The organism is Acidobacteriota bacterium, from assembly GCA_019347945.1.
Lineage (GTDB): Bacteria > Acidobacteriota > Thermoanaerobaculia > Gp7-AA8 > JAHWKK01 > JAHWKK01.
Genome location: JAHWKK010000024.1, coordinates 46,180 through 58,586 on the forward strand (window position 1 = coordinate 46,180; position 12,407 = coordinate 58,586).

General features: G+C 62.5%; 12 protein-coding genes. 6 read left to right on the forward strand and 6 right to left on the reverse strand.

Going from position 1 to position 12,407, the window contains the following annotated elements:
- Positions 1 to 64: 64 nt before the first annotated feature.
- From KY459_13730 to KY459_13745, 4 genes are all read right to left on the reverse strand, one after another.
- The gene (locus KY459_13730; protein ID MBW3565774.1) at positions 65 to 2,152 is read right to left on the reverse strand and encodes an ATP-dependent helicase; all 2,088 of its coding nucleotides are present in this window, start codon (positions 2,150 to 2,152) and stop codon (positions 65 to 67) included.
- Between the two features lie 301 nt (positions 2,153 to 2,453).
- Positions 2,454 to 2,714 carry a hypothetical protein gene (locus KY459_13735; GenBank protein ID MBW3565775.1) on the reverse strand — a complete coding sequence of 87 codons (261 nt, stop codon included), beginning with the start codon at positions 2,712 to 2,714 and terminating at the stop codon, positions 2,454 to 2,456.
- A 245-nt stretch (positions 2,715 to 2,959) separates the two neighbouring features.
- Positions 2,960 to 4,081, reverse strand: a complete 1,122-nt coding sequence (locus KY459_13740; protein MBW3565776.1) for a D-alanyl-D-alanine carboxypeptidase — start codon at positions 4,079 to 4,081, stop codon at positions 2,960 to 2,962.
- A 19-nt stretch (positions 4,082 to 4,100) separates the two neighbouring features.
- The gene (locus KY459_13745; protein MBW3565777.1) at positions 4,101 to 4,379 is read right to left on the reverse strand and encodes a hypothetical protein; all 279 of its coding nucleotides are present in this window, start codon (positions 4,377 to 4,379) and stop codon (positions 4,101 to 4,103) included.
- A 63-nt stretch (positions 4,380 to 4,442) separates the two neighbouring features.
- Here KY459_13745 and KY459_13750 point away from each other — a divergent pair, with 63 nt between their 5' ends.
- Positions 4,443 to 5,567, forward strand: a complete 1,125-nt coding sequence (locus tag KY459_13750) for a YihY/virulence factor BrkB family protein (GenBank protein ID MBW3565778.1) — start codon at positions 4,443 to 4,445, stop codon at positions 5,565 to 5,567.
- A gap of 246 nt (positions 5,568 to 5,813) precedes the next feature.
- Here the strand turns inward: KY459_13750 and KY459_13755 are convergent, their stop codons facing one another.
- The gene (locus tag KY459_13755) at positions 5,814 to 6,440 is read right to left on the reverse strand and encodes an L-threonylcarbamoyladenylate synthase (protein ID MBW3565779.1); all 627 of its coding nucleotides are present in this window, start codon (positions 6,438 to 6,440) and stop codon (positions 5,814 to 5,816) included.
- Entirely contained in the window at positions 6,437 to 8,206 is a 1,770-nt protein-coding gene (gene recN, locus KY459_13760; protein ID MBW3565780.1) for a DNA repair protein RecN, read from the reverse strand. Before recN ends, KY459_13755 begins: the two co-directional genes overlap by 4 nt.
- A gap of 319 nt (positions 8,207 to 8,525) precedes the next feature.
- Between recN and KY459_13765 the strand changes: the two genes are divergently transcribed.
- The 5 genes from KY459_13765 (at position 8,526) to fabG (ending at position 12,048) form a co-directional block, all read left to right on the forward strand.
- On the forward strand, positions 8,526 to 9,065 hold the full coding sequence (locus KY459_13765; protein MBW3565781.1) for a DUF177 domain-containing protein: 540 nt from the start codon (positions 8,526 to 8,528) through the stop codon (positions 9,063 to 9,065).
- Positions 9,066 to 9,080: 15 nt separating this feature from the next.
- Entirely contained in the window at positions 9,081 to 9,269 is a 189-nt protein-coding gene (rpmF, locus tag KY459_13770; protein ID MBW3565782.1) for a 50S ribosomal protein L32, read from the forward strand.
- A gap of 69 nt (positions 9,270 to 9,338) precedes the next feature.
- Positions 9,339 to 10,361, forward strand: coding sequence for a phosphate acyltransferase PlsX (gene plsX / locus KY459_13775; GenBank protein ID MBW3565783.1), 1,023 nt, complete (start codon positions 9,339 to 9,341; stop codon positions 10,359 to 10,361).
- A complete protein-coding gene (fabD, locus tag KY459_13780) occupies positions 10,358 to 11,305 on the forward strand; it encodes an ACP S-malonyltransferase (protein ID MBW3565784.1) in 948 nt (315 codons plus the stop codon). The genes plsX and fabD overlap by 4 nt, the downstream gene beginning before the upstream one ends.
- A complete protein-coding gene (fabG, locus tag KY459_13785) occupies positions 11,302 to 12,048 on the forward strand; it encodes a 3-oxoacyl-[acyl-carrier-protein] reductase (GenBank protein ID MBW3565785.1) in 747 nt (248 codons plus the stop codon). The genes fabD and fabG overlap by 4 nt, the downstream gene beginning before the upstream one ends.
- The last annotated feature ends 359 nt before the right edge of the window (positions 12,049 to 12,407 follow it).

Here is a 12,407-nt window from a genome sequence, read left to right on the forward strand (position 1 = left end):
ACCAGTGGACGATGTGGACCTTTCAGCTCCACGCCGTCCTCAAACCTCAAACCTCAAACCTCCGTCAGCTCAGTCGCCACTCCTCCATCAGCTCAGCCGGAAGCTCTTTGAGGAACCGAGAGGGCTCGAGGATGACGTCCATCTGCCACCGGTCCTTGGTGAATCGCGGAAAGACGAGATGGAGCTCCTGCTTCGCCCGAGTGAGGCAGACGTAGAAGAGGCGGCGTTCCTCCTCGACTCCCGGGATCTCGAGCTCCACCGTGTCGCCGGGCTCGACGTCTGCCGGTACGAGCGCAGCGACCTCCGTCGAGACCGGCGAGCTCTTCGGTTTTTCGATCGTGACGAACTGGCTTTCCCTCATCGACCTGGCCGAAGGGAAGCGGCTCTCGTTGAGCCCGATCACGAATACGTTGCGCCACTCGAGCCCCTTCGCCTGATGAGCCGATGAGAGCACGACGCGCTCGTCCTCGTTTCCGGTGATCGCGCTGTCCTCGCCGGCGAGCGCCGTGCCGTCGAGAGTCAGCGATTCGAGGAAGATCCTGACGTCGTCCCACCCGGCAGCGTACTGCGCGAGCTGCTCGAGATCGTCGAGTCGCGCCGAGAAGTTCGCGAATTTCGATCGAACATAGTCCCTGTAGTCCTCCTCGACGATTTTCCGGATCGCGGCGGCGGGGTCGCTCTGCAGCCCGGAAGATGCGAGGGCGCCCAGGAGACGGCCTGCGCGCTCGAGGCTTCGTTTCGCGCCGCCGGAGCCGAGCGAGCCGGCCGAGGAAGTGAACTTCGAGATCGGGTCGCTGGCGGTCCCGATCTTGGACCAGACCGCCGACGCCGTTCGTTTTCCTACTTTCGGATAGAGCTCGAGCACCCGCCGCCAGGAGAGCTCGTCTCGCGGATTCACCGTGATCCGCAGATGTGCGACGACGTCCTTGATGTGCGCCTGTTCGAAGAACCGCACACCCGAGCGGATCTCGAACGGAATGTTTCGCCGCTGAAGCTCCATCTGAAGCTCCATCGCCTGGTAGTGCGACCGGTAGAGCACGGCGATCTCCGAGAGATCCTCTCCCTCGTCGCGCAGCTCGAGAATCCTCTGACCGACGAATCGAGCCTGCTCGAAAACATCCTCCGCCGGCACGAGTGCCGGAAGAGGTCCCTCTCCGCGGACCGCGATCAGCTCTTTCGGAAACTGATGGCGATTCATCGACAGTGATGCATTCGCAAGCTCGAGAATCTGCGGCGAGGAGCGATAGTTCTTCTCGAGTTTCAGCACCGCAGCGTCAGGATACCGAACCGGAAACGTGATCACGTTCTCGAACGATGCGCCTCGGAACGAGTAGATCGACTGGGCATCGTCGCCGACGACGACGAGGTTCCTTCGGACTGCGACCATCTCGTCGACGATTTTCGCCTGCAGCCGGTTGGTGTCCTGATACTCGTCGACGAGAACGTGCTCGAAGAGTCCCTGAAGCTCGAGAGTCCTTTCGTCGCCTCGTGCGAGAAGGTGCCACCAGTTGAGGAGAAGATCGTCGAAGTCCATCACGTTCGACTCCTTCTTCTTCTCCCGGTAGCGGCGAAAAACCGTGGCGATCTCCTCGGCATAGGAGAGAAAGTGTTCGTGATTCTTCGCAAGCTCGTCTTCGAGAAGGACTCCAGTGTTGATCATCCTCGAGTGGATCGCGTGGAGCACTTCTCCTTTCGGAAAGCGCCGCTCCAGCGTCGACACGCCCGCCTCCTCCACGACTGAGTCCATCAGTGTGCGGGCATCGTCCTCGTCGAGGATCGAGAAGTTCGAGCCGTAGCCGAGCGACTCGGCTCTCGGTCGGATGATCCGGTTGCCCATGGAGTGAAACGTTCCGCCCTGGATCTGGCGGCCGTCACCGCCGACGAGATCCTCGACCCGACGCAGCATCTCCCGTGCTGCCTTGTTCGTGAAGGTGAGGAGGAGGATGGAGGAAGGCCGGGTGCCGTCCTCGATCAGCCTGGAGACGCGGTAGGTGAGGGCGCGCGTTTTGCCGCTGCCGGCACCCGCGATGACGAGAACCGGGCCCCGTCCCGCCTCGACCACCGCGAGCTGCTCCTCGTTGAGCTCCTCGTGGTATCGGACGAGATATTCGCCGCGCCGGGGTGTCTTGTCGAGCTTGTACGTGCGGACCATGGTCGGAAAAGCAGGATTCAGGATTCAGGATCCAGGATCCAGGAAAAGCAGGAGCCAGGATTCAGGATCCAGGATTCAGGAAAAGCAGGATTCAGGATACTGAATTCTGTCCCTCCATAATGACCGCGATCGTCCTCATGACGCTGTTTCCCGAGGGCACAGGAACCGGAGAGTCGGAAGCCGGTGACGGCGTCGGTGATTTCAAAACCAAGCCTCGCCTCGCGGCGCGGTGCATGGAGTTTCGGTCCGTTCGAGCCGCCGCTTCTCGCTGGATCCTGGCTCCTGAATCCTGGCTCCTGCTTCACTCGGGCTGCGGCGCGTGCCCGCGCCGGCGCGCAAAGCCGAGGATCGCGAATGCGGTCGCGAGCGCGAACAGACCGGCCCGGACATCGAACACCGCCCACCCGCCGAAGTCGAGCGCGGTCGCCACGATGCCGGCGAGAATGGCCGGGCAGAGGGCGAGCATCAGCTCGACCGGAACCGCCCGGACCCGGCCGCGCTTCACCAGCCGCGACAGCCCGAACGCGATCAACCCCGCGGCAACCCAGGTGAGGAAACCCATGCGGCCAATTGTATGAGAAGCAGGATTCAGGAAGCAGGATTCAGGAGCCAGGGATGTGAGATTTGAGGAGAGGATATGAGGATGTGAGGTTGGAAAGCTTCACCCCCGTGTCATCCTTGAGGATGACGAGGTGAGAGATCGAGCGTACCGACTCGAATCTACCCTCTTCTTGCCCTGACCCCTGGATCCTGGCTCCTGAACCCTGCTTCTCCTGGATCCTGGCTCCTGAATCCTGGCTCCTGCTTCTAAAACGGCCAGATCCGGTCCCACGTCCTCGCGAACCATCCGGCGCGTTCGACGTCGCTGGCCGCGAGCGCGGGGGCCTTTGCCACAGGCTGACCGTCTTTCTTCACGATGATCCAGCCGACCTGTTGCCCCTTCCGGATCGGTGCGGTCGGGGTCGAGCCACTCACCGAGACCTTGTAGCCGCTCCTGCCGTTTCGTTCGCTCAGGATTTTCACGTCCTCACCGGCGATCACTCCGACGACGTCGCGCGTTCCTCCGCGCACCGGCACATTCGCGGCCATCGACTTTCCATTTGCCACCAGCGTTCGCTTTTCGTACTTGCGAAACGCCTCGTTGAAGAGTGCGGCCGCGCTGTCGAAGTTGTCCGCTTTGATCTTCGAGCCGACGACGACGGCGACGAGCTCGAGGTCTCCGCGCTTTGCGGAGGCAGTCACGCAGAATCCGGCCTTGTCGTGGAATCCGGTCTTGATGCCGGTCGCCTCGGGGTAATTGCGAATGAGGTGATTCGGGTTGTACATGATGAATTTGCCGTCGCGGAAGGGCATCTCCTGGGTCACGGCGAGCTTTTGCATCCTCGGATGCTTCATCAACTCCGCGCCGAGAATCGCCAGATCCCAGGGGCTGCTCATGTCGTCCTTCTCGCCACGGTCGGGAAGCCCGTGCGGGCTGTGAAACTCCGTTTCCTCGAGCCCCATCTCCTTCGCCTTGTCATTCATCATCTGGACGAAGTGCTCGCGACTGCCGCCGATTTTCTCGGCCAGAGCCATCGCGGCGTCATTGGCCGAGTGAACCATCGTCGCCGCGACGAGATCCTCGACGGAAAAGGTTTCGTTGTGCGCCAGGTAGACCTGCGAGCCTCCCATCTTCGAGGCGTTCGCGCTCACGGTGACGGGAGTCGTCCAGTCGAGCCGGCCCGCCTCGATCTCCTCGAGAGTGATCAGGAGGGTCATCATCTTGGTCATCGACGCGATCGGGACCATCGTGTGCGCGTTCTCCTCGAGCAGGACGGTCCGCGTTTCCGGTTCCATGACGATTGCGCCGGTGTAGGGGGGCGGCGCCTGCGCGAAGGCAGCTACCGCGGATATACAACTCACCACAAACGAGGTTAATCGCTTGATCATGTCGACCTCCCGGTCTCGGTCAGGCTTGCCGGCTACGTTTGGAAGCTCTGGAGACCGATGTCATGGTCGTCCACTCGAGCTGATTGAGGACGACGCTTTCCTGATCTTCAGGCCACAGATTCTCGGGAACGTAATAGAAGCCATCACCGAGTACCCGGGCTTTCGAGGCGAGGTCGCGCATGCTCTTGCACAGTCCTTTTCGTCCCCGGAGCGCCTTTCGCTCGATGGTCGTTCCTGTCCGTTCCCCGATTCCCTGAAAGATATTCACTTCCGCGCACATCGAATTTACGAGGCTCATCGCCGTTTGACAGACGCAAGATCGTTGCCGACGGCATGACGGTTGAACCGGACGGGCCCCTGAATGGAACCGAAACTCACGCAGAGGCTCGACTGGAAAAGTCTCTGGAGACTCATCAGAGAGGCGTGGGCCGACTTCCGGGACGACAACGCCCAGCAGTTCGCCGCTGCCGTGGCATTCTTCACGATTCTCTCGCTCGCTCCGCTCCTGATTCTCGCGATCGCCCTTGCCGGCATCTTCTACGGACGGGAAGCCGCGCGAGGTGGAATCGTTGCCGAGCTCTCCCAGTACGTCGGGAATGAAGCTGCACGCGCGATCCAGTCTCTCGTGGCCAACGCCGGAAGCGGTGACGGCAGCGTTTTCGCCAGCGTCCTCGGGTTCGCTGCCCTCGCCTGGGGCGCCTCCCGGATCTTTCATCAGCTCCGGATCGCACTGAACGAGATCCTCGACATCGAGGAGAAACAGCGAACCGGATTCGTTGCGGCAATTCGAGACAGGCTCGTCGCGATCGCCGGCGTGGTGGTGATCGGTCTGATTCTCCTTTCCGCCGTGGTGATCAATGCCGCGCTGTCCCGACTGAAAGACATCATCCCTTTCGATATCCCCGGCGGACCCTACCTCTGGCAGACGGTCAGCTTCGTTCTTTCGCTCGCTCTCGTCCTCCTGACCTTCACTCTCATCTTCCGCTACCTTCCGGACGAGCGGATTCCCTGGCGAGTCGCGGGGATCGGCGCGGCGTTCACGACGGTTCTCTTCGTTCTCGGGCAGGTGCTGATCACCCTCTACCTCAGCATCAGCGACATCGGCTCGAGCTTTGGGGCCGGCGGTTCCCTGATCGTCCTCATCCTCTGGATCTACTACTCCTCTTCGATCTTTTTCTTCGGCGCTGAGCTGATGGAAGTCATCCAGAAGGGGGGCCCGGGGGCGAGCCGTATCAGGAGTCAGGAACCAGGAGCCAGGAGCCAGGAGCCAGGATTCAGGAGCCAGGAGACAGGAGACAAGGATTCAGGATCCAGCGAAAAACAGGATCGTGCGCCAGACCGCTCCTCCTCCGGACGAGTCGCGACTTTTGGCATCGCCGGAGCCACCGGCTGCCTCGGGCTCATCCTGGGCGGCGTCGCGACCGTCACCGGTGGGGCTTTGATGGCGATCCGTTCAATTCTCCGGCGCTTCTGGCGGCCCCGATGACGTTCACTCGTCATCCCCAACGATGCGGGCGATGTGCATTCCAGGATACGAGTCGTCAGGCTTTTGAACAGGTCGGCACAATGAATAAAAATCAATCCTCCGTTTCGCCGCTGCGACGCGCGCCAGAGTCATTTCCGGCGATCGCACGTGGCACTTAAACTCTTTGGATTCAGTGATCTAAGTAAATCGCACACGACCGTGTGCAGATCGCTCCGGAGGGCCACCTCGCAGCACTTCAGCCATTTTTCACAACGAATTCCACAGTTTTTTCCACAGTTTCTGTGTAAACTCGAACGCACCCTTCCGGAGTACTTCCGGTGAACTTTTTGTAAAGTCCACAACGGTCGAAGGTTGTCCTTCGAGTCGCCCCGCATCGACGACCAGATCCGCCTCCGACAGAAGCGGATCGCCATCGTCCGGAAGAACGAGACTCGGTGGTTCGGCGCGTCGATTGAGGCTGGTCGAAGCGAGCGGTCCGGTCCGCCGCAGAAGCTTGCGGAGCCAGGCGAGGTCAGGGATGCGGACCCCGAGCGAAAATCCGCCGCCGGATACGGGCAGCGGTCTGGAGATCGGGAGGATCGCTGTAAGGGGAGCGGGCCAGATCGTGTCGAGCGCGGCGAGAGTCCGCGCGTCGGCCCTGACGCCGAGGCGATCGAGATCGGCCAGCGATTCACCCAGGACGAGCAGCGGCTGGCGCTCGTCGCGACTCTTCATTCTGTAGATCCTTTCGACCGCCTCGCCATCCCACGGCACCGCGTGATAGCCGTACACAGTATCGGTGGGAAGGACCCCGACACTCGAGCGGTCGAAGACCGCGGCGACTTCTTCGATCCAGTCATCCGGTGGCGGATCGACGAGTCGAACGCGTTTCATCGGTTTGCCGGAGCGGCCGGCCGGGAAGATCGCCTGGTTTTCGGTGTGGCAAGTCCGAGCAGCTCTCGCGCGTGAGTGCGCGCGGACTCGGTGATCGATTCTCCGGCGAGCATTCGTGCGACTTCTTCGACCCGCTCGGCCTCGTCGTCGAGGACTCGGATCGTCGCGCGCGTTCGCGATCCTTCGATCTCCTTCGCAACCGAGAAGTGCCTCGAACCTGCCGCGGCGATCTGGGGAAGATGGGTCACGCAGATGACCTGGAAACGGTGGCTCAACCGCGCGAGCTTTTTTGCGACGACGTCGGCGACGCGTCCGCCGACGCCGGCGTCGATCTCGTCGAAGATGAGGGTCGTCGAGGTGGCACCGCTCTGTCGTTCCGCGAGCGCGGCGGCCACGGCGAGCTGGATTCTCGCGAGCTCGCCGCCCGATGCGGTCTTCTCTATCGTCTTGAACGGCTCGCCGGGATTCGGCGCGACGAACATGGTGACCTGGTCATAGCCCTCCGGACCGAACGCCACCGGCTCGTCCTCGATCGAGAGCCGTGAATCTTTCCGTGAGCTGGTGGACACTTCGAGCTTCACGCGTGTGGACGCCATGGCGAGCTCGTGGAGCTGCGTTTCGATCGCGCGGCTCAGCTCGCCGGCGGCGGCCTTCCGCCGTGCCGAAATCTCCGCGGCGACCGCTTGCCACTCTTCGAATGCCTTCTTCTCTCGCTGGGCCCCGGAGTCGACCGAGGCTTCCCAGTCCTCGAGCTCGGCAAGCTCGCTGCGGAGCGTCGAAAGATGTGCCACGAGCTCGCTCGAGCTCATCGCGTACTTCCGCTCGAGCCGCTCGATCAGAGCGAGCCGGCTTTCGACTTCCTCGAGCCGTTCGGGGTCGTTGCGAAGATCGGAAGAGATCGATGCGATCTCGCGAGCGAGCTCCTCGAGCCTGATGAGAAGCTCGTTCAGCTCGCGGTCGATCGGATCGAGCAGCTCGACCTTTCGCGCGAGCGGCGCGATGCGCTCGTTTGAGCGCCCGAGCAGCGAAACGGCCGAATCATCCCCCTCGGAGATCCACTCGAGCGCGAGATTGGTCGCCTCCGCGAGATCGTTCGAATGCGCGAGGATCGAGCGCTCCGATACGAGCTGTTCCTTCTCGTCCTCGCTGATCGACGCCTGCTCGAGCTCCCGTATCTGGAACTGCAGCATGTCGGTCCTCTGCGCCCGGTTGCTCGCCGCCGCGCGGATCCGGTCGAGCTCGTCCCGGCTTCGGGTCCATTCGTCGTACAGTTCGCGGCTTTGCGCGAGCAGGCGCTGATTGCCGGCCCACTCGTCGAGCATCTCCCGGTGCGAACGGCCGCCGACCTTCGAGATCGACTGATTCTGGCCATGGACCTCCATCAGATCCTCGAGCGTGCGCACGAGATCGCGAATCGTCACGATCGTCCCGTTGACCTGTGCGCGGCCGCGGCCATTGGTCGAGATCTCCCGCCGGATCACGAGCTCGACCGGTTCGCCCTCGCTCCCTTCCGCCTCGATCGACAGCTCTTCGAGTAGTGGGCGGATCGACGCCGGTGCGAAAACGATCGCCTGAACCGTGAGCTTCTCCTCCCCCGATCGAATCAGCTCGGTCGAGCCGCGGGCGCCCGAGAGAAACTGGAGCGAATCGATCAGAAGGCTCTTTCCCGCTCCCGTCTCGCCGGTGAGGACGTTGAGCCCCTCTCCCGGTTCGATTTCCGCCCGGTCGACGATCGCGAGATTGCCGATTCGAAGATAACTGATCACCGCTCGAAGCATAGCGGATGACGCAGGGATCAGGGATCAGGGATTAGGGATTAGGGATCAGGGATCAGGGATCAGGAGCCAGGATTCAGGATCCAGGAGCCAGGGTCTCCGGTCTGATGTAAAGGATGTCTCCGGCTGTTACCCCCTGACCCCTGATTCCTGCTTTTCCTGATCCCTAATGCCTGACCCGTGATCCCTGTCTCCTGGCTCCTGTCTCCTGAATCCTGTCTCCTGACCCCTAATCCCTGCTTCTAATCGAAATACCTCCCGCTCCCGAGGCGTTGAACGGGCTCGCGGGCGGAGCCGGAAAGGCGGAGTCATGAGCTTCATCAATTTCGAAGAGATCGCCGAGAAGGGCCCCCAGCGCTACCACGAGACCATCACCATTCCTCCCGACCGGCTCGATGCCGACGAGGTGGAAGGGCCGGTCGAGGTCGTCGCCGAGCTGGAGGGGAAGCGGTCCGACTATCCGGACGAGTTCCTCGTCAGCGGGGTGCTCGAGATCAAGGGCGAGCTGGTATGCGCGCGCTGTCTCGATCCGATCCCGTTGAAGGGGAAGTCGGAGTTCGAGGTACGATACGCACCGCGACCCGAGGCGGAAGGCCATCATGACGAGGTCGAGATCGCCCAGGGGGACCTCGACGTCGAGTATTACGCGGAGCCCAGGATCGAGATCGAAGACCTGGTCGCCGAGCAGATCGGGCTGGCATTGCCGATGAAGCCGCTTTGCCGCGAGGAATGTCGCGGCCTCTGCGGCAGTTGCGGTGCGAGCCTCAATGACGAGGAATGTGCCTGCGAGTCCGAAACGATGGACGCGCGTTGGGAAGCACTCAGGAAGATTCGAGAAACCCTCGAATGAACAGGGAGTAAGGAAATGCCGAATCCGAAACGAAGACATTCGAAAGCCCGGACACGCTCGCGCCGTGCGCACGACGCGCTGACCACCAGGTCGCTGTCGACCTGCCCGAACTGCCACGAGGCGAAGCTGCCGCATCGCGTCTGCCCGAAGTGCGGGTTCTACAAGGGCCGTGAAGTCATCGAGGTCAAGGACGCGCAGTTTTAACCCCCGGTCAGGAAACCTCAACCGGTGACCGCCTCAGTTTCTCAGGTTCGACCGATTGCCATCGATGCGATGGGTGGCGATCACGCACCTGAAGAAATCGTCCACGGCGCGATCCTCGCCGCGACCACCGATCAGATCCCCGTCATCCTGACCGGCGACGAAGCGAAGCTCCGCAGCATCGCCGGATCCAGGCTTTCCCCGCTCATCGAGATCGTCCACGCCGACGAGGTCATCGCCATGGACGACTCCTCCATCCGTTCGATTCTCCGCAAGCGCGGCTCGTCGATTCACGTCGCCGCCGGACTGGTCACCGAAGGCCGCGCGGGAGCGTTCGTTTCCGCCGGCAACACCCCCGCGATCTGGACCATTGCACGCCGCCTCCTTCGAATGGTCGAAGGGGTCGACCGGCCCGCGCTCGTCGCGGTCATCCCCCGTCTGGAGGGATTCACCGTCTTTCTCGACGTCGGCGCGAATGTCGACTCACGCCCTCACAATCTCCGGGAGTTCGCAGTCATGGGTGACCTCTATGCCCAGACGCTGATGGGGATCGACAATCCGCGGATCGGCCTTCTCTCCAACGGCGAGGAGTCAGGCAAGGGGAACGTCCTCACCAAGGAGACCTTCCACGTCCTCGGTGCCACCGGAATCAATTTCGCGGGCAATGCCGAGGGAAACGATCTGTTCAGCGGGGACTTTGACGTGATCGTCACGGACGGTTTCATCGGCAACGTCGTCCTCAAGGCGTGCGAGTCGCTTGCCGAGTCGATGATCTCTGCGATCCGGCAGGAGCTCGAACGCTCGCTGCGCGGACAGATCGGAGGGCTTCTCGCGAAGCCGGCCTTGAAGGGTCTCAAGAAACGGATCGACTACGCCGAGTACGGCGGTGCACCTCTTCTCGGAGTTCAGGGCGGCTGCATCATCTGTCACGGCCGGTCGGATCGTCGGGCGATCCGGAACGCGATCCGTGTCGCGCACGACTTCGTCGCGCTCCGCGTCAACGAAAAAATCCGTGAGCGGATCGGAACGCTTCACACCGAGGAGCGCGCCGAGGGTCTCGACGACGGGTCCGGAAAGGTCGCAGCGGTCGAATGAAAACGTACGCGTTCGTCTTCCCGGGACAGGGAAGCCAGAAGCCGGGCATGGGGAAAGATCTCCATGACGAATTCAGCGAGGCGCGGGAGGTCTTCGAAGAAGCGGACGAAGCGCTCGGCCGCTCGATCAGCGACATCTGTTTCGACGGGAGCGAATCGGATCTCGCGCTGACCGAGAATACGCAGCCGGCGATCCTGACGGTGTCGAGTGCCTTCATGGCCGTCATCGCGAAACGGTCCGAAGTCCGGCCCTCACTCGTCGCCGGCCACTCGCTCGGCGAGTACAGCGCGGTCTGCGCCGCGGGCGGACTCCACCCGGCAGAGGCGGCGGCGATCGTCCAGCTTCGCGGCCGGTTCATGCAGAAAGCCGTTCCCCCGGGCGAGGGCGCCATGGCCGCGATCCTCGGAGCCGAGCCGGACGCCGTCGAGCGTCTCTGCGAAGCCGCTTCGGGCGGAGATGTCCTCTCGCCGGCCAACATGAACGCCCCCGGCCAGATCGTGATCGCCGGGACGAAGGAAGCAGTCGATCGCGCGGTGGCCATCGCGCGGGACTTCGGCGCGCGACGAGCCGTCACCCTTCCGGTATCCGCTCCGTTCCATTGCGGGCTGATGGCTCCCGCGGAAGAACAGCTCGTGCCGGTCCTTCGCGACGCCGGGTTCACGGATCTCGAGGTTCCACTCGTCCGCAACTACGACGCCCGCGAGGTTCGAAAAGCGGAGGACGTTCGCGAAGGTCTCGTGCATCAGGTGGTCGCTCCGGTTCGGTGGATCGAATCGGTCCGCGCGATGATCGCCGCCGGTGCGACGACCTTCGTCGAGATCGGGCCGGGGAACGTACTGACCGGTCTGATCAAGAAAATCGACCCCTCGATCGATACGATCACAGTCAACGACGCGGAGAGCCTTCGAGCATTCATCGGCCAGGAAACGGGAGGAGCGGAATGAAAATCGATCTCAGCGGAAAGACGGCGCTCGTGACGGGCGCTTCACGCGGCATCGGCGAAGCGATCGCATTGCGGCTCGGCGAAGCGGGCGCGAACGTACTCTGCGCGGCGCGAACCATCGATGCCGTCAAGAAGGTCGCGGAGTCGATTCGCGGCGCCGGTGGAAAGGCGAGCGGAGTCGAGCTCGACATCTCCGCTGACGACGCTCAGGCGAAAGTCGAGAAGCTGATCGAGGAAAACACGAGCATCGACATTCTCGTCAACAACGCCGGGGTCACGGCCGACAATCTCTTTCTCCGGATGACGGCGGAGCAGTGGGATCAGGTGATGGACGTCAACGTCGACTCGCTCTTCTCGATCACGCAGGCGGTCGTGAAGAAGATGATCCGGACGCGCTGGGGACGCATCATCAACATCTCGTCGGTCGTCGGTCTGACGGGCAACCCGGGGCAGGTCAATTACGCGGCGTCGAAGTCGGCGATCATAGGATTCACCAAAGCGCTCGCGCTCGAGATCGCGAGCCGCAACATCACGGTCAATGCAATCGCGCCCGGTTTCATCCGGACGGCGATGACGGATCAGATGACCGAGGACGCTCGCAAGGGGATGGAGGGGCGGATCGCCTCCCGCCGCCTCGGAGAAGTCGACGACATCGCTTTCGCGACCGTCTTTCTCGCTTCGGAACAGGCGTCCTACATTACCGGCACGGTGTTGAATGTGAGTGGCGGGCTGGCGACGGTGTGAGAGAAGCAGGGATCAGGGAAAGAAGCAGGGATCAGGGGTCAGGAATCAGGGATCAGGTAAGGCGTGCTGACTCGCCTGCACCGTCCCCGAACTTGCGCGATGACGCACATCACCGGGAGGGCGAGGCGCCTGCCGAGCCGCCCCGTCACGAGCTCCCGCAATGTCGCCCTCCCGGCGCACCGTCACAAACTTGGGCGATTCGAACACTCGTCATCCTGAGCCCGGCGAAGCGCGGGCGAAGGATCTTCTATGAGTAGGCCATGTCAAGCCCCCCGGGTTTTGTCTTTGTTTTTTTGTCAGCTCAACGAGCCGTCTCGGCTTCTTCTATACGCACTCGAGGTGCAGAGGGAGATCCTGAA